This window comes from Mesorhizobium sp. M0276, from assembly GCF_040321755.1.
Lineage (GTDB): Bacteria > Pseudomonadota > Alphaproteobacteria > Rhizobiales > Rhizobiaceae > Mesorhizobium.
This window is the reverse complement of sequence record NZ_JAMYSC010000013.1, coordinates 47,502-70,288: the sequence shown is the minus strand read 5'-3', so window position 1 is coordinate 70,288 and position 22,787 is coordinate 47,502. Positions and strand designations below refer to the sequence as shown.

Genomic DNA, 22,787 nt, shown 5'->3' with positions numbered 1-22,787 from the left:
CAGGATATCGGAAGAAAAATGCCGCTTCGCGTCATCTTCATGGGCACGCCGGAGTTTTCGGTGCCGACGTTGCGCGCCATCGCCGAGGCCGGACATGAGATATCAGCCGTCTACACCCAGCCGCCGCGCGCCGCCGGACGGCGCGGGCTGGAACTGACGCCGTCGCCGGTGCAGCGCGAAGCGGAGCGGCTGGGCATCGAGGCGCGTACACCGACTTCGCTCAAAGGTGAGGCCGAGCAGGCCGCTTTCCGGGCCTCGCGGGCCGATGTAGCCGTGGTGGTCGCCTACGGCCTGCTGCTGCCGAAGGCGGTTCTGGAGGCGCCCCGGCTTGGCTGCATCAACGGCCATGCCTCGCTTTTGCCGCGCTGGCGGGGAGCTGCACCCATCCAGCGCGCCATCATGTCCGGTGACAGCGAAACCGGCATGATGGTGATGCGCATGGAAGAGGGTCTGGACACCGGTCCGGTCGGATTGGTTGAAAAATGCGCCATCGAGCCCGATATGACGGCCGGCGATCTGCACGATCGATTGATGAGTGTCGGTGCAACCCTGATGGTGGAAGCGCTGGCCCGACTGGAAAGGAACACGCTGACATTTGCCGACCAGGCGGTGGAAGGGGTGACCTACGCCAAGAAAGTCGATAAATCCGAGACGCGCGTGGACTGGACTCGCCCGGCGAGCGAGGTCCACAATCATATTCGTGGCCTGTCGCCCTTTCCCGGCGCCTGGTCGGAGATAGAAATTGGCGGCCGCCCGGAACGGCTGAAACTGCTTCGCTCGACGCTGTCGCAAGGCCTGTCGCTTTCGGGAGATTTGGGCGAGTCGGGAGGAATTCTCGATGACCGGCTGACTGTCGCCTGCGGCGCAGGCGCGATCAGGCTGGTTGAAGTTCAACGGGCGGGCGGAAGGCCTGCTGCCGCGTCGGAATTCCTGCGCGGGGCCAAGATCGAAAAAGGAATGAAATTCTCATGAGCATGATGTCGATACGCGCGGCGACGCCGCGGGATCGCGAGGCCATTCGCCTCGTCGAGGAGCACGCTTTCGGCCAGCAGGCGGAGGCCGGGCTGGTCGATGCGCTGGTGACCGGCGGCGACGTCGTTGCCGAACTGGTGGCGGAAGAAGACGGCCAGGTGGTCGGCCACATCCTGTTTTCCCGGCTGTTCGTCGAAAGCGGCGGCAAGAACTTCGCGGCCGTGGCGCTGGCGCCGTTGGCGGTGGAGCCTTCGTTCCATGGCAGCGGTATCGGCGGCGCGCTGATCCGCGAGGCGCATATCCGCCTCAAGGACACCGGCGAGACACTGGCCGTGGTGCTGGGCGATCCGGCCTATTACGGCCGTTTCGGCTACAGTCACGCCCGCGCCGAAAAATTCGAGAGCGAGTATCAAAGCGAGGCTCTGCAGGCATTGGCCTGGGGCGATGCTCCGGAAGCCGGCAAACTGGTCTACGCGTCGGCCTTCGGCTCGGCACTCGCCGCGTAGGCGGCAACAGCCCTAGAGCCGGATGATTTCAGGTCGAATCCACCTGAAATCTGAATCCGTCTCTAATCCAAGAGATCGAGCATGATGTCGTCCGAAAACCGCTTCACACTTTTCGGCGTCTTGCCCTAGCATGCCGCGTTTTCGCCTCGACATCGAATATGACGGCAGCCTGTTTGCCGGCTGGCAGCACCAGGCGGACCAGCCTTCGGTGCAGCAGGCGATCGAGCAGGCGATCGAAAAATTCTGCGGCGAAGCGGTCCGGCTGCGCGCCGCCGGCCGCACCGATGCCGGCGTGCATGCCACCGCCCAGGTTGCGCATGTCGATCTCGTCAAGGGATGGCCCAACGACAAGGTGCGCGATGCCGTCAACGCCCATCTGCAGGCGGCCGGCGCGCGCGTCGCCGTGCTCAAGGCAACGGTCGTCTCCGACAGCTTCGACGCGCGCTTCTCGGCCACCGGCCGCCACTACCTCTACCGTATCCTCAACCGACGCGCGCCGGCCGCACTCGACAAGGGCAAGGTCTGGTGGGTGCCGAAACGGCTCGACGCGAGCGCCATGCACGAAGCGGCAAAGGTCCTGCTCGGACGGCATGACTTCACCACCTTCCGCTCGACCCAGTGCCAGGCCAACAGCCCGGTCAGGACGTTACAGCGGCTCGACGTGAGCAGGCAAGATGACGTGATCGAGGTAAGGGCTTCGGCGCGCTCCTTCCTGCACAATCAGGTGCGTTCGATGGTCGGTTCCCTCAAGCGAGTCGGCGAAGGCAGCTGGACCGCGGCCGACCTGAAAACAGCGCTCGAGGCGCACGACCGCGCCGCCTGCGGCCAGGTGGCGCCGCCCGACGGGCTGTTTCTGGTGGGTGTCGATTATCCTGAGATCGACTATGCAGGATAGGGGCTCTCCGGGATAGAGGCCCGAAGGGCTCTGTCTGGGGTAGAGTCCGGAAGGCTCTACCCGGGGACGAACCCGGAAAGGCTCTGGGACCCGACATCATCCGGCACGGCGATGCCGAGTAGCGTCTGCAGGCCGAACAGCACCAACAGCGACGCGAGGAACATACCGACGAAAACGGCGGTGCCAATGGCAGGCCCCTTGCCAATTGTGGCGTTGGTCATTCGCCAGGTCAGCACCATCGACAGGGCAAACAACAACAGCGACACAAGGCTTGAAACCTGGCTCGCTGACGATAGAAAAAGCCGGATCAGCGCCGAGGGCAGCATCAGCCAGGCAGTAATGGCCGAGGCCCAGTTGCTGGCGACGACATAGTGGACGAAGCGGCCGCCAATGCCGGCGCGCGGCGCGACCAGGGCCAGAACGACCAGCGGCAGCACCCAGGAGCCGATGTCGACGGTCGCCAGACGCACCAGCATGCTGAAGCGCCCCGCAAAAGCGTCTGGATCGCCGATCTCGTTGGCGATGCCGACCCAGCCGACGATCAGGGCCGGTGCTGCAACGACAATGGCGAAAAAGGAATTCCAGAAGCCGTCGGCCGACAGGTCGAGCAGGCGCAAGCCGTCAGCCTTGCCGAGCATGAGCCGCCAGGCGCCCGTCAGCGAAGCTTGGGTTTCATCAGCCGAAAGCATGCCCTAGCCCTGCCCGAACCAGTCTTCGATGAAGCGTTGATAGACTTGCGTCAGCGTTTCGAGATCGGCAATGGCGACACGCTCGTCGACCATATGCATGGTCTTGCCGACAAGCCCGAACTCGACCACCGGGCAATAGTCCTTGATGAAACGCGCGTCGGACGTGCCGCCGGAAGTCGACAGCGTCGGCTCCTTGCCGACCGTCGACTTGATCGAACCGCGAAGGGTCTCGACCAGTCTGTCATCGCGGGTCAGGAAGACATGGCTCGGCCGGTCGCGCCAGACCAGCTCATAGTCGACCGGCGTCTTCTTGGCCTGCCGGTACTTCTTGCGTCTTGCCGCCTGGTCGAGCCGGTTGTGGATCTCGGCCTGCAGGGTCTCGGCCGTCCAGCTGTCGTTGAAGCGGATGTTGAAGGTCGCGGTCGCCTTGGCCGCGATGACATTGGTGGCCGGATTGCCGACATCGATGGAGGTGATCTCCAGATTGGTCGGCTGGAAATCCCTGGTGCCCTTGTCGAAGTCCGGGTGCATCAAGGCGTCGACCAGGCTCATCAGCCCACGCACCGGATTGTCGGCAAGCAAGGGATAGGCGACATGGCCCTGACGGCCATTGACCGTTATGGCTCCGGACATCGAGCCGCGCCGGCCGATCTTGATCATGTCGCCGAGCGTATCGGGGTTGGTCGGCTCGCCGACAAGGGAGGCATCCCATTTCTCACCCCTGGCAGCCGCCCATTCGAGCAGCTTGACCGTGCCGTTGATGGCCGGCCCTTCCTCGTCGCCGGTGATCAGCAGCGAGACCGACCCTTTCGGGCCGCCCTTGGTCTCGACATGGCGTGCCACGGCGGCGATGAAACAGGCGATGCCGCCCTTCATGTCGACCGCGCCACGGCCATACATCTCGCCATTGGCGATCTCGGCAGCGAAGGGCGGATGCGTCCAGGCGGCTTCGTCACCGACCGGCACCACGTCAGTATGGCCTGCGAACATCAGATGCGGGCCGTTGCCGGACCGTCGCGCATAGAGGTTCTCGATATCGGGCGTGCCGTTTTCGGAAAACACCGGCCGGTCGACCAGGAAGCCGAGCGGCTTCAGCATCGTCTCCAGCGCGCCCAACGCGCCGCCCTCAGCGGGCGTCACGGATGCACAGCGGATAAGGGCAGCGAGGTTTTCGGCGGGATCGGTCGGCAGCGTCATGGCAAAAGCGATAGTCGAAAGCGGAAGGCCTGTCACGGCCAGACATGGGGGCCAGCCTCATGGCTGGCGATACCGCCGATATTATGGTTTTCATGTCGTATAGCTGCGACCCGCGCGGGCGACAGGATGGCAGACCGGGAAAGAAGAATCGTCATTGCCGGTGCCGGCAGCATCGGCTGCTATGGCGGCGGCTGCCTGGCGCTCGCCGGGCGCCGGGTGATTCTGCTGGCCCGGCCGCGTGTCGACGCCGCGTTGCGGCAGGGCGGATTGCGGGTCACCGATCTTGAAGGCCGCGATCGCTCGATCAAGCCGGAGGCACTTGCCGTCACCACCGATCCGGCCGCCGCCCTGCCGGGGGCGGATGTGATCCTGGTCACGGTCAAGAGCGGCGCGACGCAGGATATGGCAGGCCTCATCAAGGTCCATGCCCGCCCGGATGCTGTTGTGGTGAGCCTGCAGAATGGCATCGAAAATGCAGAACGGCTGCGCGCCGGGCTTGCCGGGCAAACAGTGCTGGCCGGCATGGTGCCGTTCAATGTCGTGCAGTCCCCGGATGGCGAACAGCCGCTGCGCGTTCACCGCGCAAGCGACGGCAAGGTGATGGTCGAACACGGCAATTCCGGCCTGGTCGACCTGCTCGATGTCGAAGGCTTTGCGGTCGAAGCCCGCGGCGACATGAAGGCCGTGCTGTGGGGCAAGCTGCTGATGAATTTGAACAACGCTCTGGTGGCCCTGTCGGACCTGCCGCTGGTAACCGAATTGGCCGATCGGCGCTGGCGGCTGATCCTGGCCGGTCAGATCGACGAGGCGCTCACGGCGATGAAAGCGTCCGGCATCGAGCCGGCGCGGATTGCCGGCCTGCGGCCGTCCCTGCTGTCGAAGGTGCTCAGGCTGCCCGACTGGCTTTTCAAACTGCTGGCCCGGCGCATGCTGGCGATCGACCCGCAGGCGCGCTCGTCGATGTGGGACGATTTGCAGCGCGGCCGGCCGACGGAAATCGACGACTTGCAGGGCGCCATACTGCGGCTGGCGGATAAGGCCGGCACGCCGGCTCCGATGATCCAGCGGATCACCGCGCTGGTGCGCGCGGCGGAAGCGGAGCGGGTTGGCTCGCCGGGCCTGTCGCCGGGGCAGATCGCTGCGGGGCCGGCCGGCCGTCGATCAACGTGATCTTCTGCCAGATTTTCCGCGACAGGTTGGACGCCAGGTTCTCGATGTCGTTGACGCCATCGATGACTACACCGTCATTGACCGACTGCGCGAACAGCGCTGCGATCTTGCCGGTGATCGACAGCATTTCGGAGCAATAGTCGAGATAGCGCGCCAGGTCGGCGGCATTGGTGATGCGGGCAGGCGAATGCGTGGTCGGCCTGAAATCGGCCGAAAGAGCTGCCGGATCCTTGGTCAGCTGATGCATGTCGATGACATGGATCAGCGAGCGCAGGCCGTGCAGTTGACGGAACACCTGTTTGCGCTTGATACGCTCCTCGGTTCGGGTCAACGCCAGGAAGCCAAGCACGGCAAGGATCATCATGTTGATCGTGGCTTCGATACCTTGCACCGACTGAACCGCATCGTCGGCCTGGGAGATATGAATGAGCGGCAGAATGGTGCCGACGAACAGGAACACCAGCGCGCCGGCGACGACGGCGGCAATGATGAGCCCGCGCAGCCACCAGATCGGCGCCTCGAGCGCCTTGGCGGCCTTGGCCAAATCGCGCGACAGCGAGACCAGTTCGGCGGCGACGCCACGCAATCCCGCTTCGGGAAAACGGTCGGCGATCCGCTCTTCGAGCCGCTCGGCGGTGTCGACGATCAGTTTCGGATCAAGCGTGCGGTAGCGCATGTCCGATCGACCCTCAGGATTGTGCCGGCTCGTTGGTGCGCCGGCCATAGCGATTGGGCCCAGGCTGCCCTGGAAACAGGCACAACACAAGGAAGGCGACAATCGAGACCACCGGGACGAACAGGATCAGTGCGGCAATGCCCGGCTTGTCCAAGTCGTGCAGCCGCTTCACCGCCAGCACGATGTTCGACCACAGCGAGGCGATGAAAGCGATAAAGAAGATGAACGACCACATGTTGCTCTCGGGCGAGCCCTCGGGCACCAGCGTGAAGCGATAGAGAGGGAAGGCCTGGATGATGGCGACGAGCAATCCACCAAGGAAATAGGCCGCGCGACTGACGCGGCCCGATGTTTTGAAGAAAAGCCAGGTGAGATCTGATTTGTCAGGCAAGCGGGTCCGGTCCATATTGATTGGCACCCCTGGAGCCTTCGAGGATGTCGAGCTCGACCAGCAGCCAGATGCCGCCGATGATGGGTACGAGGCCGATCAGCGTCCACCAGCCCGACTTGTTGCGGTCGTGCCAGCGTTTGGCATAGAGGGCAATGGCGAAATAGATCGACGCCAGCGCGAACAGGATGCCGATGATGCCGACCTGGGCGCCGCTGGCCGTGGTGAATCGCGTGCCCAGAATCGCGTCGAGGATGAAAGCAACGATGCCGATAACGATGAATACGCCGATGCCGGCCCAGAACTTGCCACGGTTGATGCGGCCATCGAAACTTGTGAGAAGATACTTCCAGTCCATGTCACCCCTCCATGTTGAACCAGCGCGACCGATCGTCGCGCCGGCGGAAGGTGCGCCCGCTTTGCGCAAAGATCAATCGCGCAGCAATTCGTTGATCGAGGTCTTGGACCGGGTCTTGGCATCGACGCGCTTGACGATGACGGCGCAGTAGAGGCTTGGGCCCGGCTCGCCGTTCGGCAACGGCTTGCCAGGCAGCGAGCCGGCGACGACGACGGAATTCGAGGGCACCTCGCCATAGAAAATCTCGCCCGTGGCGCGGTCGACGATCTTCGTCGACTGGCCGATGAAGACGCCCATGCCGAGCACCGAGCCTTCGCGCACGATGCAGCCCTCGACCACTTCCGAGCGCGCGCCGATGAAGCAATTGTCCTCGATGATGGTCGGGCCGGCCTGCATCGGCTCCAACACGCCGCCAATGCCGACGCCGCCGGACAGGTGCACGTTCTTGCCTATCTGGGCGCAGGAGCCGACCGAGGCCCAGGTGTCGACCATGGTGCCGGTATCGACATAGGCGCCGACATTGACGAAGGACGGCATCAGCACGGCGCCCGGCGCGACATACGCCGAACGGCGCACGATCGACGATGGCACGGCGCGGAATCCCGCCTTCTCGAAATCGACGGCGCTCCAGCCATCGAACTTCGACGGCACCTTGTCCCACCACACGGCCTGGCCTGGGCCGCCCTTGATGATCTCCATCGGATTGAGCCGAAACGACAACAGCACGGCTTTCTTCAGCCACTGGTTGACATGCCACTTGCCGTCGGCCTGCCGCTCGGCGACACGGGCGGTGCCGCGGTCGAGCAGGTCGAGTGCCGACTGGATGGCGTCGCGCGTCTCGCCGCGTGTCATCGTCGAAATCGTGTCGCGTTCCTCGAAGGCCTTCTCAATGGTCTTTTCGAGGCTCGCCAGATCTGGCTTCGACATGAATTCGCTCCATTACCAAGCTGTTAAGGGGCTGCGCCTTAACCTGTTTTGAAAGTCGCGCGGACCGCTGGCAGGCTTTGCCTTCCTGGGTCTTTGCATGTAGCAGGTTCTTGTCGCAAAACCGTCGGACACTTTTGCGGAACCTGCTTATGTTAAGGCTCAATGAGGGTCAATCGCGGCTGCGCCATGGGACGGCGCAACTGAAGAATTTGGACGGGTAGCGCAATTATGACTCCTATGGAAAAGGCGGGGTGGACGCCGCTGCCGCATTCGGACGAGGATCTGGAGCGGTCGAAGAGTGTGCCGGACACGCCGCAGACGCGTGCCGAGACCTATCGGCTGGCCTGGAACGATCCCGACTTCATGACGCGTCGCGAATTGCGCGCGGTCAGGCTGCAGCTCGAACTCTTGAAGCCTGAGATGATCCTGGCCGAACGCGGCATCCGTTCGACGGTCATCCTGTTTGGTGGCGCACGCCTGCCCGAGCCCGGCGGCGAGGCCTGGGCGGCCAAGAACGAGACGCAGAAGAAGAACCTCGAGAAAAACAGCAAATACTACGAGGAGGCGCGCAAATTCGCCCGCCTCTGCTCGCAGCAATCGGCCACGTCATACTACCGCGAATATGTCGTGGTGACCGGTGGCGGACCCGGCGTGATGGAAGCGGGAAACCGCGGCGCCGACGATGTCGGCGCGCCGTCGATCGGCCTCAACATCGTCCTGCCGCACGAGCAGGCGCCGAACAGCTATGTGACACCGGAGCTCTGCTTCAACTTCCACTATTTCGCCATCCGCAAGATGCATTTCGTCATGCGCGCCAAGGCCGTCGCGGTGTTTCCCGGCGGCTTCGGAACAATGGACGAGTTCTTCGAAACGCTGACCCTGATCCAGACCGGGCGCATGGAGCGCGTGCCGGTGATCCTGTTCGGCAAATCCTTCTGGAAACGGGCGGTCGATCTCGATTTCCTCGCCGAGCAGGGCACGATCAGCCCCGGCGACCAGGATATCATCGATTTCGTCGACACCGCCGACGAGGCCTGGGGGATCATCAGCCGCTTCTACAGTCTGTGAACCTGGCGGGCAGGACGCTTCAGGCCGTTACCTCGACTACCGCCGTCAGGAAGCTGGCAAGGTCGTCGGTGACGAAATCGACGTCATCCTCGTTGGCTGGATCGCGCTCCCAGATCTCGGAAAAGGTCGGTTCGAAATTGCGCGGCACGACAAGCACCGTGGTCATGCCCAGCGACTTCGGCACCGAAAGGTTGCGGGCAAGGTCTTCGAACATCACTGCATTGTGGCCAATAACGGAGTGGAGTTCGGCGAACTTCTCATAGGTCTGGCGCGCCGGCTTGGGATTGAGCCCTGCGGCGACGATATCGAAGATAGCGTCGAAATGTTCGAGAATGCCGAGCTGGCGCGCGGTGCGTTCGGCATGCCTGCGGTCGCCATTGGTGAAGATGAACTTGCGGCCCGGAAGCTGGCGGATGGCCGTGCCGAGGACGGGATCGGGCACCAGCCATGAGTAATCGATGTCATGGACCTTCTCGAGGAAATCGTCGGGGTCGATGCCGTGGCGCGTCATCAGCCCGTTCAGCGTCGTGCCATATTCGCGGTAGAGCTCCTTCTGCAATTTGCGCGCGTCGTCGCGCGGCAGCGCCAGGAGTTCGCCGACATAGGCGGTCATCTTGACGTCGATCTGAGAGAACAGATTCGAATGATGCGGATAGAGCGTGTTGTCGAGGTCGAACACCCAATCGGTGACATGGGCGAAGCGGGCGGGGTCAGGGAGCGTGGTCATCTGCTCCTTATGGCATGAAACGGGCGGCCTGAAAGAGACTTTATCCACAACTTCTACTCGCTATGATTGCAGAAATGACCTCACCGTTCAAATTTTAGTCATCCGGGAAAGGTGCCCTTCAGGGCTTGCTGGCACAGAGACAGTCTTGTGGGAGCAAGCGATGAACAGCATAATTCTGAGATCCGCCGCCGTCGCTTTCGCGTCTGTCGCGGCATCGCTCGTTTTGACGCTGATCATCGTTCCGGCGATGGGATTTCCGGTCAACCGCACGATCTGGCTGACCTCAACGCTCTGTCCGCTGGTGCTGACATGGGCCGCCAGCGCAAGTACTTTCTGGCAAAGCGACAGGCTGAAAAACGCGCATCGCGACCTCGCTCGCGCGCATGCCCAACTCGCTGCCGCGCATCGCCGCCTGGCGGAAAAGGCAAGCCGCGACGACATGACCGGCATGCTCAACCGGGAAAGCTTCTTTGCCGCGCTGGAGGGTTCGCGCCGCAAGTCCGATCGCGGCGCGCTACTGATCATCGACGCTGACCACTTCAAGAGGATCAACGACAATTTTGGCCACCTGACCGGCGATGACGCGCTGCGTTTGATCGCCAGCGCGATTCAGCGCGGCGTGCGCAGCGGCGATGTGCTCGGCCGCATCGGCGGCGAGGAGTTCGGCGCCTTCCTGACCGGCGCCACCGAGCAGGAGGCCAAGCGCGTCGCCGAGCGCATTCGCCGCGAAGTCGAGCTGATCCGCTTCCGGCCCGTCGACGAGCGGACCATTCCACTCACCGTCAGCATCGGCGGCACCGTCTGCGGCGAAGATATGAGCGTCTCGGACCTGATGCGCGCCGCCGACCGGCGCCTCTACCAGGCCAAGCATCAGGGCCGCAACCTGACGATCCTCGGCACGGACATTTCCGAAGCGGCCTGATCAAGCCGCTGATGCGGGCGCCGGCAGATGCAGGGCATGGCTCAAAGGCCGTAGACGGCGATGCGCACCAGCACCGCGGCTGCGGCCAGCGAGACCGACTGAGGCGTCAGACCGTCGCCGGGTCGAGTGCCGGCTGGCCCTTGCGGCGGGCGACTATCGCCTCGAAGTCGGCGGTCCGGAAGGCATCGCGCAAGGCGTCAAACGACGGCAGCACGAAATAGACGCGCTGGAACTTGTCGATCTCGTAGCCGGTCCGCATCACCGTCTCCAGGTGGAAAGGCGCGTGGTGGGCATCCTTGCCGTCGACGGCGAACTGCAATTCCGTGAACGAGGACATCAGGCCGGCGCCAAAGGCCTTCAGCGGCTGGCCGGCCTCCTGCATCAGGCCGTATTCTGCCGTATACCAGTAGAGCCTGGTGATCATCTCGTCGCCGCCCAGCGCAATGATGTCGCCGGCCTTGCGGCCATACATTTGCATGAAATCGGCAAACACCGGCTGCGACAACACCGGGACGTGGCCGAAGAAGTCATGGAACATGTCCGGCTCGACGATGTAGTCGAGCTCCTGCCTGGTCCGTAGCCAGTTGGTGACCGGGAATCGGCGATTGGCGAGATGGTCGAAGAAGGGAGCCGCGGGAATGAGACCTGGCACGGCAACGATCTCCCAGCCGGTCAGCTTGCGCAGCTTGGCGCTGACCTCGTCGAAATCAGGGATGCGGTCGAGCAGGCCGAGCTTCTCGACGCCGTCTAGATAGGAGTGGTGGGCGAGCTTGCGCGTCAGTTCGGTCTGGCGGTCGCACAGCGTGCGCCACACTGCCTGCTCTTCGTCGCTGTAGTCGTAACCCTGCGCCACGGTGAAATCGGCACGGCAGACCGAATAGTTGCCGCGCAACCCTTGCGCCGCGCAATCGCGGGCGTATTCCGCAACTGTCATCGTCGTCATGACTTTTTCTCCTCACAGATCATGGATGGCTGACGTGTTAAAGATAACCGGATTTGCCGAGGCAAATCGGTTTTGATGATGGCTCAACGAGAGAAATCGAGGTAAGATTTACTCAGAAGCCCTTTTGGAGGAGTGAAGATGCCTCAATTCGATGATTTCGAGATCAGGATGCTCGATGTCCTGCAGCGCGACGGGCGTAAGCCTGTCTCCGAGCTGGCACAAGAGATCGGCCTGTCGACGACGCCTTGCGCACGGCGTTTCGAGGCGCTGCAGGAGACCGGTATCATCAAGGGTTTTGCCGCGGTGATCAGCCGCCGCGCGGTCGGGCTGATGGTCGAGGTGTTCATCCAGGTGCGCCTTGTCAGCCACAGCGACGGCTCGCCCGAAAGTTTCATCGCCGCGGTCCAGCGCATGGACGAGGTGTCTGCGTGCTGGACAATGACCGGCGACCACGATTTCCTGCTGCATGTCATGGTGCCATCGGTCGACGAGCTCAACGCCTTCGTCATGCACCGGCTGATGCGGCTCGACGGCGTGCGCGACGTTCATACCCAACTCGTGCTGCAGAACATCAAGGGGCCTGGCCACGTGCCGCTCGCCCACCTGAGGCGATGACAATGCCTGCCTTCAGTATTCCTGCGGGAAAGCTGCACGCAAACTGCTGAAGCGGGCCAAGCCCGTGTCCACATCGCCGGCCAGCTTGCGCGGACCAACAGCCGGAGGTCCGCCATGAACATCGTCCTGATCAATCCGCCGCACACCGCCATCGGCAGTCGCGTGCCCGACGACCACCTGCCGCCGCTCGGCCTTTTGGCGCTCGGCGGCCCGCTGATCGATGCCGGCCATGAGGTGCGCCTTGTCGACGCCGAATTCGGACCGATGCCACTTGATATCGTCGTGCGCAACGCGCTCACGGATCGCCCCGACTTCGTCCTGATCGGCCATTCCGGCTCGACCTCGGCGCACCCGACCGCCCTGCTCCTCGCCAAGATGATCAAGCAGCGCGAGCCGGCGACCATCATCATCTATGGCGGCGTTTTTCCGACCTATCACTGGCGTGACATACTGGCTGAAACGGACGTCTTCGACTTCGTCGTGCGCGGCGAGGGCGAGGCGACCGTCGTGGCGTTGGTCGAGGCACTTGAAATGCACCAGCCGCCCGGGAGCGTGGCCGGCATCGCCTATCGCGACGATCTGCGCCGTCCCTTCGCCACGCAGCCGGCCATGACCATCCCAGAACTCGACGCCTACCGTGTCGGCTGGGAGCTGATCGATCACGGGCGCTACAGCTATTGGGGCGGCAAGCGTGCCGTGGTCATGCAGTTTTCGCGCGGCTGCCCGCATCTGTGCAACTATTGCGGCCAGCGCGGCTTCTGGACCCGCTGGCGGCATCGCGACCCGGTTAAATTCGCGCAAGAAATAGCATGGTTGCACCGCGAGCACGGCGTTGAACTGATCAATCTCGCCGACGAGAACCCGACGGTTTCGAAGAAGGCCTGGCGCACCTTTCTCGATGCCCTGATTATCGAGAATGTGCCGGTGCTGATCGTCGGTTCGACCCGCGCCGACGACATCGTGCGCGACGCCGACATCCTGCACCTCTATCGCAAGGCGGGTGTCATCCGCTGGCTGCTCGGCATGGAAAACACCGACGAGCAGACGCTTCAATTGATCCGCAAGGGCGGCAGCACCTCATCCGATCGCGAGGCGATAAGGCTGCTGCGCCTCAACGGCATACTGTCGATGGCGACCTGGGTAGCCGGCTTCGAGGATGAGGGGTTTCGCGACCTGTGGCGCGGCTTTCGCCAGTTGATCGCCTACGACCCGGACCAGATCCAGGCGCTTTATGTGACGCCGCATCGCTGGACGCCGTTCTTCAGGATCGCGCGGGGCCGCAAGGTGATCCAGAAGGATGCCCGGCTGTGGGACTACAAGCACCAGGTGCTGCAGATGACGCGGCTGAAGCCGTGGATGCTGTTCTTCAGCGTCAAGCTGATCGAGCTGGCGGTGCAGTCGCGGCCGAAGGCGCTGGCCCGCATCCTGTTTCACAAGGATCCGGAGCAGCGCCATTCGATGCGCTGGTATACGCAGATGGGCCGCCGCGTCTGGTTCCGCGAGGTGTGGGGCTTTCTGGTCCGCGACATCAGGGTGAAGGACGGCCCGACGCTTGCCGAATTCTGGGGCGCTCCGCAGGACACGGAAGAGGAGTCCATGGTTGTCCAACGCCTAAAGCGAAAGCTGACATCGCCCGAGATTACGATTTCACCCCGAGCGTGACAGCTCTTGGCAATCTCCCAAAGACACGCGCGACGTATTCACATTGACATACGCGCCGTATGTGCCCACATCCGGCATACGGGGCGTATGTCAACAGCCGTCCCGGATGTTGGAGTGCAGCGATCCAAAACCCTGAAGCCCTGCGGATAGCTCTCGCCTTCTCGGCGAAGCCACGTCGCGATCATCAGGAGATCGGACCTGCCTTGTCTAGATGGAGTGAAACTATGACCAAACGCGACGCGATCTTTCCGGCCGGCCGGCAGGCTCTCTACGAGATCAACCGTTATTCGGCGGCGATCCGTTCAGGCGACCTTCTGTTTGTCTCCGGCCAGGTCGGCAGCCGCGAGGACGGGTCGCCCGAGCCGGTCTTCGAAAAGCAGGTGCAGCTGGCCTTCGACAATCTCGCGGCGGTGCTGAAGGCGGCCGGTGGCACGTTCGACGACATCGTTGACGTGACCACGTTCCATACCGATCCGGCCGCGCAGTGGAAGGTGATCGACGCCGTTCGAAAGAAGGTATTCGGCGAACCGCCTTACACGAACTGGACCGCGGTGGGCGTGAACTGGCTGGCGGGCTTCGACTTCGAGATAAAGGTCATTGCGCGCCTTCCTCAGGGCGCCTGATCGATCAGCGGCAGACGATCAACAAATCGGCCGCCGCTCAGGGCACGATCAGCGTGCCGGCGCCGTGTTCGGTGAACAGCTCGAGCAGCACCGAATGCGGCGTTTTGCCGTTGAGGATGACGACGCCTTCGACGCCGCGCTCGATCGCTTCGATGCAGGTTTCGACCTTGGGGATCATCCCGCCCGAGACCGTGCCGTCCTTGATCAGCGCCTTGGCCTCGGCCACTGTCAACTCGTCGATCAGGTTTTTGTCCTTGTCGAGCACGCCCGGCACATCGGTGAGGAACAGCAGGCGTGTCGCCTGGCAAGCTCCGGCAATGGCGCCGGCGAAAGTATCGGCATTGATGTTGTAGGTGTGGCCGTCGCGGCCGGGCGCCACCGGCGCCAGCACCGGGATCATTTCGGAGCGCGCCAGAAGATCGAGCAAGGTGCGGTCGACCTCGACCGGCTCGCCGACAAAGCCGAGATCGAGCACGCGCTCGATATTGGAGTCAGGGTCGATCATCGTCTTGCGGGCCTTTTCGGCGAACACCATGTTGCCGTCCTTGCCGCACAGACCGATCGCCCATTCGCCCTCGGCGTTGATCAGGGCGACGATCTCCTTGTTGATCGAACCGGCCAATACCATCTCGACGATCTCGACCGTCTTCTGGTCGGTGACGCGCAGGCCGCCCTCGAACTTGGATTCGATGCCCATCTTGGCCAGCATGGCGCCGATCTGCGGACCGCCGCCATGGACGACGATCGGGTTGACGCCGGATTGTTTCAAGAGCGCGATATCGCGGGCGAACGCCTTGCCGAGTTCGATATTGCCCATGGCATGGCCGCCATATTTCACCACGACCGTCTTGTTCTCGTAGCGCTGCATGTAGGGCAGCGCCCGCGACAGCAGGGCAGCCTGCATTTCGGCGGTGGCGGTTATTTCCGTCATCGGCTTGGTTCCCTGGATATAGGTAAGGACGGCGGCGTCTTAGCGGGAATTGGCTCGACCCGCAAATGGCTTTGCTGTCATATTCCAGCGCCTCACGACCTCGTCATCATGACGGCACCTTCAGCGGCGCCCTGCGGCCCAGCCAGCCCGAGATCTTTTCCATCTGCGCGGCGAGCGACAGCAGCGTCTCCTCGTCGCCCGGGCGGCCCGCCGCCTGGATGCCGAGCGGCAGGCCGGTATCGGTGACATGGACCGGCAGTGCGATCGACGGCTGGCCGCTGACATTCTGGATCGCCGGCCAATGGGTGAACCAGAGGCTCTTGTCCATCAGCTGGCCGAAGAACGGTTTCAGCTTCAGCAAGGAGGTCAGGTGAAGCTTGTCGAGCAGGTTCTCGATGAACTCGTCTGTGCCTTTCGGATCCATGGCGCCGCAGGCGAGCGGCGGATGGGCAATGATCGGCATCAGCACGGCGTCATACCGAGCAGTCTCGGCGATCAGCTGCCGCGAGGCGGCATGCAGCCGCTGCAGGTCCGCATAGGTCTCGCCGGCCGACAGCATCTCGCCCAACCTGCCGAGCACGCGGGTGGCCCGCTCGACATCGCTCATAACGGAACGGCCGACACGCAGCGCCTCCGCCCGCATCGTGCCGGCGACGGCCGAGGCAACCGTCCTGCAGAAGCCGGCGAGGAAATCGCGCCCTATGAATGGCAGGTCGATCTCCTCGATCGTATGGCGACCCTCGCGGGCAAGCGCCACCGCCGTGTCGAGCGCCTTGAGCGTCTCATCCGAGATCGGCAGGCCAAGCGGCGATTTGCGGTACACGGCCAGCCTGAGCTTGCCTGGATCGCGCGCTGCGGCCGCCGCGAACGTGCCTTTCGGCGGCGGCGCGGCATAGGGCGACAAAAGATCGGGACCGTGGGTGAGATCGAGCAGCAACGCGCAATCGCGCACCGAACGGGTGAGCGCATGGTCGACCACCATGCCGTACCAGCTTTCGCTCACCAGGGGCGTCAGCGGTGTGCGGCCGCGCGACGTCTTCAGGCCGACAAGCCCGGTGCAGGCGGCGGGCACGCGGATCGAGCCGCCGCCATCCGAGGCGTGTGCCACCGGCACAACGCCGGCGGCGACCAGTGCCGCCGCACCACCCGACGAGCCGCCGCTGGTATGGCCGGTGTTCCACGGATTGCAGGTGATGCCAAAGGCTTTGGACTCGGTCATCAACCGCAGCCCGTGTTCCGGCGACGTCGAGGTGACGATCGGAATGAGCCCGGCGGCAAGATAGCGGTCGGTGAGCGCCGAATCGACGTCGGCCAGCCATGCCGGAATGCGGCTTCCGCCATACGTCGACACGCCCTTCATGGCGATGCCGAGATCCTTGATGGCGAACGGGACGCCGGCCAGCGGCAGCGAGCGGTCGACGATCCTTGCGCGGGCGCGGGCGGCATCATAGAGCGACACGGCCGTGGCGTTGATGTCGGGACGGGTGGCCTCGGCGCGGGCAATCGCGGCCTCGGTCAGCTCGATGGGCGAGACCTCCCCCTTGCGAATCAGATCGGCGAGGCCGGTTGCGTCTTGCGACCATAGTATCTGTTCAACCGACATGCGCGCTCCCCGTCCCTATAGCAAGCTAGCCAGTGGCGACTACATTGGCAATCGACGGGCGGAGCCGGGCTGGCGACACGCAAAGCTAAGGCGTGCACAAGGTTTTCCGCCGTTGCAAATATATCGCAATCGCCTAATTTGCCTGCGATGACGCCGCAGGACATCACCAAGCTGATCGTCCGGACTTCGATGAAGGATCGGGCCGCGTTCGATCTGCTCTACCGGCAGACCAGCGCGAAACTTTTCGGCGTTTGTCTTCGTGTATTGAACGATCGGGGAGATGCGGAAGAAGCTCTACAGGAAGTCTTCGTCAAGATATGGACGAAGGCGGACCGTTTTGCCGTCTCCGACCTGAGCCCGATCTCCTGGTTGGTGGCGATCGCGCGCAATCATGCGATCGATCGCATCAGGGCGCGGCGCAAGCCTGCTGCCGACATCGATGCCGCACTCGACGTGGCCGATCCGGCGCCGGGGCCTGAAGCGATGGCGGTGGCGGGCGACGAATCCGAACGCATCCACCATTGCCTCGATGAATTGGAGAAGGACCGGGCGGCGGCAGTCCGGGGTGCTTATCTCAAGGGCGAAAGCTATGCCGAACTGGCGGAGCGCCACGGCGTGCCGCTGAACACGATGCGTACCTGGCTGCGCCGCAGCCTGCTGAAACTCAGAGAATGTCTGGAAAGATGACGCTGGCAGAAGACACAGGACCGGAACGTGGAGGCGACGACCTGCTCGCCGCCGAATTCGTTCTCGGCGTGCTGGCTGCCGACGAACGCCGGATCGCGTCCCGCCGCATCGAAGCCGAGACCGACTTCGCCCGCCTTGTCGACGGCTGGGAGGTCAATTTTTCGCCGCTGGCCGCCGCCTATCAGGACATCGAGCCGCCGGCTTCGGTCAAGCCGGCGATCGACCGCAGGCTGTTTGCGTCCGCCGGGGCCGTTACCGTACCCGCTCAACCGCGCGGATTGTGGTCCAGCCTGGCCTTCTGGCGCGGCCTCGCCGCGGCAGCGGTCGCCGCACTGGCGATCTACATCGCCGTGCCCATCCTTCACCCGCCGGTCGAGCAACCGCAGGCGCGCCTCGTCGCCTCGCTGGCCGCCGAAGGCAGCGACGTCAAATATCTCGCCGTCTACGACGCCGCACATCACGAGGTCGGCCTGTCGCACGTCTCCGGTGAGCGCGCCGCCGGCAAGGACTTCGAGCTATGGATGATCGAAGGCAAGAACCCGCCGGTGTCGATGGGCGTCATTCCGGCAGGTGCTACGGCGCGCATCATCGTCTCGCCGGCGGCCCGGCAGAAGCTCGCCCAGGGCGCGGTGCTTGCCGTCAGCCTCGAGCCGTCAGGCGGTTCGCCGACCGGTCAGCCAACCGGACCGGTGGTCGCCGCGGGCGATCTGAAGAGCATCTGACCGGCTCTTGCGTCTGCAAACTCAAAATAGATTACCTGAAGTCTATCATTCGCTGCACACGCCTCAGTTAGCATGTTCGTGGGTACACCCGGCGGCATTCGAAAATGTATCTGACCTGGTAGATAATTTAAAAAATCACAATATTCCTGAAACTAGCGCATTTTTGTCCCGTATCTCCTCTCGTCCCAAAGATGGGAAGTGGAAAATCCAAGGAGTATTATATCATGCGCAGATTCGCCACCCTTTTGCTCGCCGGTACCATCGCCGTCTCCGCCCTTGCCACCTCCGCCTATGCCAAAAACCCGACGGTCGGCGGCGCCCCAATGTATGCCAACAAGAACATCATCGAAAACGCCGTCAACTCGAAGGACCACACGACGCTGGTCGCCGCCGTGAAGGCCGCCGGCCTGGTCGAGACGCTGCAGAGCGCCGGTCCGTTCACGGTGTTCGCGCCGACCAACAAAGCCTTTGCGGCACTGCCGGCCGGCACGGTCGAGACGCTGCTCAAGCCCGAGAACAAGGACAAGCTCACCAAGATTCTGACCTGCCATGTCGTCGGTGCCAAGGCGATGCGGGCGGACGTTGCCTCGATGGCCAAGGCCGATGGCGGCACCCACAAGGTCAAGACTGTTGGCGGCTGCGAGCTGTCGCTCAAGGCCGAAGGCGGCAAGGTCACCGTCACCGACGAGAACGGCAATGTCGCCCATGTGACGATCGCCGATGTCGAACAGTCCAACGGCGTCATTCACGTCATCGACAAGGTTCTTTTGCCCAAGATGTAACTTCTTTTGTCGAAGATGTAACAGGGGGCTTGCTGCCGGCGAACTGGCTGCAAGAGCCCTCCGTCGATGCATGATCCCGCTCCCGAGATCGGCAGTCGACCCGCGCACTCCGCGGCGTCCACATCCAGATGTGGAACGGCGCGGGGTGTTCGGTCGAGGGCCACCGTCACCGGCTTTTGATTTCCGCGCGGCGGTATAGTTTGGCAAAGAGACAAAAGGAGGAACTGGTCATGAACCGTCGCGACTTTCTTTTGAGCGGTGCCGCCGCCATTGGCGTCGCCGGGGGCGCGGCGACAGTGCTGCGCATGAACAGCCCTCAGGCGGCGCAGGCCGCCGAGAAGTTCGAAGTCACCAAGACCGACGCCGAATGGAAAGCCATCCTGTCGCCGGCTGCCTTCGACGTGCTGCGCAAGGGAGGCACGGAATATCCCGGTACGAGCCCGCTGCTCAACGAACACCGCAAGGGCATCTTTGCCTGCGCCGGCTGCGACCTGCCGGTCTACCCGTCGGAGACGAAGTTTGATTCCGGCACCGGCTGGCCGAGCTTCTGGCAAGAGATCCCCAATGGCATCGGTAAAACCGTGGACAGGTCGCTCGGCATGACCCGCACCGAGGTGCATTGCCGCCGTTGCGGCGGCCATCTTGGCCACGTCTTCGACGATGGCCCGGCGCCGACCGGCCTGCGCCACTGCATCAACGGCGTGGCGCTGAGCTTCAAGCCCGCGACCGCCTGACAAGTTCCAAACTGGAAACGAAAAACTCCGGGCTTGGCAGCCCGGAGTTTTTTGCGCGGTCACAGCTTTTCGGGCGTGGACTGGAGGAGCTTCCCGAAACGCTGCCCACGTATCTTTGTCGCAATTCCTGACGGAAAACCGCCTTTTACTATTCCTGGACTTGCTCCGGAATCAGTGCCCGCCACCGCCGCCGCCGGCGGGGACCGGCTTGCGGATCAGCATGGTGAACAGCCCGAGCGTCGCAAACAGCACCGTCAGCATGAAGAACACGTCCATGAAGGACAGCAGCGACGCCTGCTGATGGACCATGCCCGACAGCTTGGAGATCGCGGCATTTGTCGCGTTCAGGCCGGGGGTCTGCTCGAAATTGAGCGTCATGTTCTGCAGCTTGGACTGCGCGGCTTCACTGCCCCATTGCACATGCTCGGAAAGCCTTGCGAAGTGGAAGGCATTGCGGTCGATCAGCACCGTGTTGATCAGGGCGAGGCCGACGGCGCCACCAAGGTTGCGGGTGAGATTGAACAGGCCGGACGCATTCTTCAACCGCTCCGGCGGCAGCGTGCCGAGCGCTATGTTGTTGATCGGCACCATGCACAGCATCATCGAACAGCCCCGCAGGATCTGCGGGATGAGCAGCTCGTAGAAATCCCAATCGGCGGTCAGATGCGTCATCCACCAAGTGCCGGTGGCGAAGCCGAAAAAGCCGATCATCATCATTAGCCGCGGGTCGATCTTGTTCGACAGGATGCCCGAGATCGGTGCGGTGAAGAACATCGCCAGTCCGCTGACGAACAGCGCCTCGCCGATCATCATCGAATCATAGCCGCGGATGCGCCCGAGAAACACCGGGTAGAGATAGGTCAGGCCGTAGAGGCCGATGCCGATGACGAAGGAAAACAGCGAGCCGAAAGCGAAATTGATATTGGTGAAGGCCTTCAGGTCGACGATCGGCTCTTCGGCCGTGAACACGCGCCAGAAGAACAGCACCCCGCCAATGGTCATGACAATGGCGCAGATGAAGACGCCCTGGTCCTGCAGCCAGTCGTTGTTGGGTCCTTCCTCAAGCACATATTCCATGCAGCCCAGGAAGGCCGCCATGCCGGCGAGACCCCACCAGTCGAACTTGCTGAACAGCTTGAGATTGGGCTTGTCGAAGTCGATCAGCGTCCAGGCCGCCGTCGTCACCAGGATGCCGGGCACGACATTGACCAGGAACAGCCAATGCCAGGACATTGCATGGCTGATATAGCCGCCGACCGTCGGGCCGATGGTCGGCGCCAACGTTGCCACCAGGCCGATCATCGGCGACACCACGGCGCGGCGCGACGGCGGGAAGATGGTGAAGGCGGCAGCGAAGACGCTCGGGATCATGCCGCCGCCGATGAAGCCCTGGACGGCGCGGTAGACGATCATCTGGTCGATGTTGGTGGCGGTCGCGGCAAGGGCGCTGGCAGCGGTAAAACCCGCCGCCGAAATCGTGAACAGCACGCGCGTCGACAGCATCCGGCTGAGGAAGCCCGACAGCGGGATCATCACCACCTCGGCGATCAGATAGGCGGTCTGCACCCACGGAATTTCATCGGAACTGGCGCTCAGGCCGGCCTGGATCTCGGCCAGCGAGGCGGAGACGATCTGGATATCCAGGATGGCCATGAACATGCCGAATACCATCGCCAGGAAAGCGATGACGCGCCGTGTCGAGATGGTGTCGGGCACAGCCGGCCTTGCCGGCGGCGCTCCTGCTGTCAGGGTTGCGGTTGCCATGGCATTGCTCCCCGGCGGCCGCTCAGTTCGACGCGGCGGCTGACGCCGACGCGGCGGGGGCGGTGCGGCTGTCGACGGCGACGACGACGCTGAGGCCGGCGCGCAGCTTGCCGCTCTTCAGCGCGTCGGCGGGTACGTCGATGCGGACCGGAACGCGCTGCACGACCTTGGTGAAGTTGCCGGTGGCGTTTTCGGGCGGCAGCAGCGAGAACACGGCACCGGAAGCCGGCGCGAGCGACGAGACGGTTCCCTCGAAGTCCTGGCCGTCGGTCGCATCGACCGAGATCTTGACCTTCTCACCGGGCACCAGCCGGGCAAGCTGCGTCTCCTTGAAGTTGGCGACGATGTAGAGCTTGTCCATCGGCACGATGACGGCAAGCTTCTGGCCGGGGCTGACGAGATCGCCCTGTTCCACGGAACGGTTGCCGACGACACCGTCATAAGGCGCCTTGAGCACGGTGAAGGAAAGATCCCGCAGCGCCTTGTCGTGGCTGAGCTGCAAGGATGCGAGCGTGCTTGCCGATTCGGCGCGCTGCGCCTGCAGCACGCCGATATTGGCCTGCGCCGCGGCGATCTGCGCGTCGGCGCCGACAAGGGCTGCGTCGGCCTGCTGGACTGCCGTCTGGGCGTCGTCCAGTTGCGCCTGCGTGCCGACATGCGTCTTGAGCAGCTGCGAGGCGCGCGCCGCGACTTTGGCCGCATTGTCGGCAGAGGCACGGTCGGCGACCTTCTGCGCCTGGGCCTGCTGCAACGAGGCGCGCGCCGCTTCGGTCTGGGCGTCGATACGGTCGAGCGTCTTGCTCAACGTGGCCATCTGCGCCTCGGCCTGGGCGACAGCTATTTTATAGTCGCCATCATCAACGACGAGCAGTGGGTCGCCGGCCTTGACCAGCTGGTTCTCGCCGACCTTGACCTGATCGACATAGCCGGAAATCTTGGGCGATATGAACGCCATATCGGCCTGTACATAGGCATCGTCCGTCGAGATCATGAAGCGGCCCGTGGTCCAATAGTCGTAACCGTACCAGGCGCCGGCACCCAGCAAGGCAACGCCGATGACGGGCAGCAGAAAGGAGCGCACCGAGCGCTTCTTCTTGGCCGGAGCCTCTGTCGGCGGTGGCGATACCGCGGGCTGGACTGGTATTTCAGGTGCTTCCGTCGCCGGCGCGACCTTGGCGTTGGGGAAGGGACGGACTTCGGCTGATGTTGGCGCGTTCGAGGACATG

At 63.4% G+C, this 22,787-nt stretch carries 25 protein-coding genes; 13 read left to right on the top strand and 12 right to left on the bottom strand.

Annotated elements, in window-relative coordinates; all coding sequences use genetic code 11:
• Nucleotides 1–18: 18 nt before the first annotated feature.
• The 3 genes from fmt (at nucleotide 19) to truA (ending at nucleotide 2,373) form a co-directional block, all read left to right on the top strand.
• Nucleotides 19–972 (top strand): methionyl-tRNA formyltransferase, encoded by a 954-nt coding sequence (gene fmt, locus NKJ01_RS12640; protein ID WP_352728312.1) that lies wholly within the window; start codon nucleotides 19–21, stop codon nucleotides 970–972.
• Complete coding sequence (locus tag NKJ01_RS12635) at nucleotides 969–1,478, top strand: GNAT family N-acetyltransferase (RefSeq protein ID WP_352728310.1); 510 nt, start codon at nucleotides 969–971, stop codon at nucleotides 1,476–1,478. The genes fmt and NKJ01_RS12635 overlap by 4 nt, the downstream gene beginning before the upstream one ends.
• Nucleotides 1,479–1,608: 130 nt before the next feature.
• On the top strand, nucleotides 1,609–2,373 hold the full coding sequence (truA, locus tag NKJ01_RS12630) for a tRNA pseudouridine(38-40) synthase TruA (protein ID WP_352728309.1): 765 nt from the start codon (nucleotides 1,609–1,611) through the stop codon (nucleotides 2,371–2,373).
• 56 nt (nucleotides 2,374–2,429) lie between these two features.
• Here truA and NKJ01_RS12625 read toward each other — a convergent pair whose 3' ends face one another.
• Nucleotides 2,430–3,062 carry a transporter gene (locus NKJ01_RS12625; protein WP_352486124.1) on the bottom strand — a complete coding sequence of 211 codons (633 nt, stop codon included), beginning with the start codon at nucleotides 3,060–3,062 and terminating at the stop codon, nucleotides 2,430–2,432.
• Between the two features lie 3 nt (nucleotides 3,063–3,065).
• The gene (dapE, locus tag NKJ01_RS12620; RefSeq protein WP_352728307.1) at nucleotides 3,066–4,259 is read right to left on the bottom strand and encodes a succinyl-diaminopimelate desuccinylase; all 1,194 of its coding nucleotides are present in this window, start codon (nucleotides 4,257–4,259) and stop codon (nucleotides 3,066–3,068) included.
• Between the two features lie 126 nt (nucleotides 4,260–4,385).
• Between dapE and NKJ01_RS12615 the strand changes: the two genes are divergently transcribed.
• Entirely contained in the window at nucleotides 4,386–5,429 is a 1,044-nt protein-coding gene (locus NKJ01_RS12615; RefSeq protein ID WP_352728305.1) for a 2-dehydropantoate 2-reductase, read from the top strand.
• On the opposite strand, the gene NKJ01_RS12610 is transcribed toward NKJ01_RS12615, so the two are convergent.
• The 4 genes from NKJ01_RS12610 to dapD all read right to left on the bottom strand — a co-directional run bounded on the left by NKJ01_RS12610 (nucleotide 5,329) and on the right by dapD (nucleotide 7,778).
• Entirely contained in the window at nucleotides 5,329–6,105 is a 777-nt protein-coding gene (locus NKJ01_RS12610) for a hypothetical protein (RefSeq protein ID WP_352728303.1), read from the bottom strand. The genes NKJ01_RS12615 and NKJ01_RS12610 overlap by 101 nt on opposite strands.
• A 13-nt stretch (nucleotides 6,106–6,118) precedes the next feature.
• Nucleotides 6,119–6,496, bottom strand: coding sequence for a DUF805 domain-containing protein (locus tag NKJ01_RS12605; protein ID WP_352601761.1), 378 nt, complete (start codon nucleotides 6,494–6,496; stop codon nucleotides 6,119–6,121).
• Nucleotides 6,489–6,851, bottom strand: a complete 363-nt coding sequence (locus NKJ01_RS12600) for a DUF805 domain-containing protein (protein WP_352728301.1) — start codon at nucleotides 6,849–6,851, stop codon at nucleotides 6,489–6,491. Before NKJ01_RS12600 ends, NKJ01_RS12605 begins: the two co-directional genes overlap by 8 nt.
• Nucleotides 6,852–6,923: 72 nt before the next feature.
• Nucleotides 6,924–7,778 (bottom strand): 2,3,4,5-tetrahydropyridine-2,6-dicarboxylate N-succinyltransferase, encoded by an 855-nt coding sequence (dapD, locus tag NKJ01_RS12595; protein ID WP_352728299.1) that lies wholly within the window; start codon nucleotides 7,776–7,778, stop codon nucleotides 6,924–6,926.
• A 228-nt stretch (nucleotides 7,779–8,006) separates the two neighbouring features.
• Here dapD and NKJ01_RS12590 point away from each other — a divergent pair, with 228 nt between their 5' ends.
• Nucleotides 8,007–8,846, top strand: a complete 840-nt coding sequence (locus tag NKJ01_RS12590; RefSeq protein ID WP_352728297.1) for an LOG family protein — start codon at nucleotides 8,007–8,009, stop codon at nucleotides 8,844–8,846.
• 19 nt (nucleotides 8,847–8,865) lie between these two features.
• On the opposite strand, the gene NKJ01_RS12585 is transcribed toward NKJ01_RS12590, so the two are convergent.
• On the bottom strand, nucleotides 8,866–9,573 hold the full coding sequence (locus NKJ01_RS12585) for a pyrimidine 5'-nucleotidase (protein WP_023761376.1): 708 nt from the start codon (nucleotides 9,571–9,573) through the stop codon (nucleotides 8,866–8,868).
• A gap of 160 nt (nucleotides 9,574–9,733) precedes the next feature.
• Here NKJ01_RS12585 and NKJ01_RS12580 point away from each other — a divergent pair, with 160 nt between their 5' ends.
• Complete coding sequence (locus NKJ01_RS12580) at nucleotides 9,734–10,495, top strand: GGDEF domain-containing protein (RefSeq protein ID WP_352601765.1); 762 nt, start codon at nucleotides 9,734–9,736, stop codon at nucleotides 10,493–10,495.
• A 106-nt stretch (nucleotides 10,496–10,601) separates the two neighbouring features.
• Here the strand turns inward: NKJ01_RS12580 and phhA are convergent, their stop codons facing one another.
• Nucleotides 10,602–11,438, bottom strand: a complete 837-nt coding sequence (phhA, locus tag NKJ01_RS12575) for a phenylalanine 4-monooxygenase (protein ID WP_023761374.1) — start codon at nucleotides 11,436–11,438, stop codon at nucleotides 10,602–10,604.
• Between the two features lie 138 nt (nucleotides 11,439–11,576).
• On the opposite strand from phhA, the gene NKJ01_RS12570 reads away from it, so the two are divergent.
• The 3 genes from NKJ01_RS12570 to NKJ01_RS12560 all read left to right on the top strand — a co-directional run bounded on the left by NKJ01_RS12570 (nucleotide 11,577) and on the right by NKJ01_RS12560 (nucleotide 14,338).
• Entirely contained in the window at nucleotides 11,577–12,053 is a 477-nt protein-coding gene (locus tag NKJ01_RS12570; protein WP_352486123.1) for an Lrp/AsnC family transcriptional regulator, read from the top strand.
• 114 nt (nucleotides 12,054–12,167) lie between these two features.
• Nucleotides 12,168–13,715 (top strand): magnesium-protoporphyrin IX monomethyl ester anaerobic oxidative cyclase, encoded by a 1,548-nt coding sequence (gene bchE / locus NKJ01_RS12565; RefSeq protein WP_352728294.1) that lies wholly within the window; start codon nucleotides 12,168–12,170, stop codon nucleotides 13,713–13,715.
• A 224-nt stretch (nucleotides 13,716–13,939) separates the two neighbouring features.
• Nucleotides 13,940–14,338 carry a RidA family protein gene (locus NKJ01_RS12560; RefSeq protein WP_352601771.1) on the top strand — a complete coding sequence of 133 codons (399 nt, stop codon included), beginning with the start codon at nucleotides 13,940–13,942 and terminating at the stop codon, nucleotides 14,336–14,338.
• A gap of 37 nt (nucleotides 14,339–14,375) precedes the next feature.
• On the opposite strand, the gene argB is transcribed toward NKJ01_RS12560, so the two are convergent.
• Entirely contained in the window at nucleotides 14,376–15,269 is an 894-nt protein-coding gene (argB, locus tag NKJ01_RS12555) for an acetylglutamate kinase (RefSeq protein ID WP_352728292.1), read from the bottom strand.
• Between the two features lie 106 nt (nucleotides 15,270–15,375).
• On the bottom strand, nucleotides 15,376–16,872 hold the full coding sequence (locus NKJ01_RS12550; protein WP_352728290.1) for an amidase: 1,497 nt from the start codon (nucleotides 16,870–16,872) through the stop codon (nucleotides 15,376–15,378).
• 147 nt (nucleotides 16,873–17,019) lie between these two features.
• Here NKJ01_RS12550 and NKJ01_RS12545 point away from each other — a divergent pair, with 147 nt between their 5' ends.
• The 4 genes from NKJ01_RS12545 to msrB all read left to right on the top strand — a co-directional run bounded on the left by NKJ01_RS12545 (nucleotide 17,020) and on the right by msrB (nucleotide 19,797).
• A complete protein-coding gene (locus NKJ01_RS12545; RefSeq protein WP_013528490.1) occupies nucleotides 17,020–17,559 on the top strand; it encodes a sigma-70 family RNA polymerase sigma factor in 540 nt (179 codons plus the stop codon).
• Nucleotides 17,556–18,281 (top strand): anti-sigma factor, encoded by a 726-nt coding sequence (locus NKJ01_RS12540; RefSeq protein ID WP_352728430.1) that lies wholly within the window; start codon nucleotides 17,556–17,558, stop codon nucleotides 18,279–18,281. The genes NKJ01_RS12545 and NKJ01_RS12540 overlap by 4 nt, the downstream gene beginning before the upstream one ends.
• A 224-nt stretch (nucleotides 18,282–18,505) precedes the next feature.
• Nucleotides 18,506–19,063, top strand: a complete 558-nt coding sequence (locus NKJ01_RS12535; RefSeq protein ID WP_352728288.1) for a fasciclin domain-containing protein — start codon at nucleotides 18,506–18,508, stop codon at nucleotides 19,061–19,063.
• A gap of 230 nt (nucleotides 19,064–19,293) precedes the next feature.
• Nucleotides 19,294–19,797 carry a peptide-methionine (R)-S-oxide reductase MsrB gene (gene msrB / locus NKJ01_RS12530; RefSeq protein WP_352728286.1) on the top strand — a complete coding sequence of 168 codons (504 nt, stop codon included), beginning with the start codon at nucleotides 19,294–19,296 and terminating at the stop codon, nucleotides 19,795–19,797.
• A gap of 171 nt (nucleotides 19,798–19,968) precedes the next feature.
• On the opposite strand, the gene NKJ01_RS12525 is transcribed toward msrB, so the two are convergent.
• Both NKJ01_RS12525 and NKJ01_RS12520 read right to left on the bottom strand, forming a co-directional pair.
• Nucleotides 19,969–21,561 carry a DHA2 family efflux MFS transporter permease subunit gene (locus tag NKJ01_RS12525; protein ID WP_352601779.1) on the bottom strand — a complete coding sequence of 531 codons (1,593 nt, stop codon included), beginning with the start codon at nucleotides 21,559–21,561 and terminating at the stop codon, nucleotides 19,969–19,971.
• Between the two features lie 22 nt (nucleotides 21,562–21,583).
• Nucleotides 21,584–22,786: an HlyD family secretion protein gene (locus NKJ01_RS12520; protein ID WP_352728284.1), complete on the bottom strand. Its 1,203-nt coding sequence runs from the start codon at nucleotides 22,784–22,786 to the stop codon at nucleotides 21,584–21,586.
• Nucleotide 22,787 lies beyond the last annotated feature (1 nt).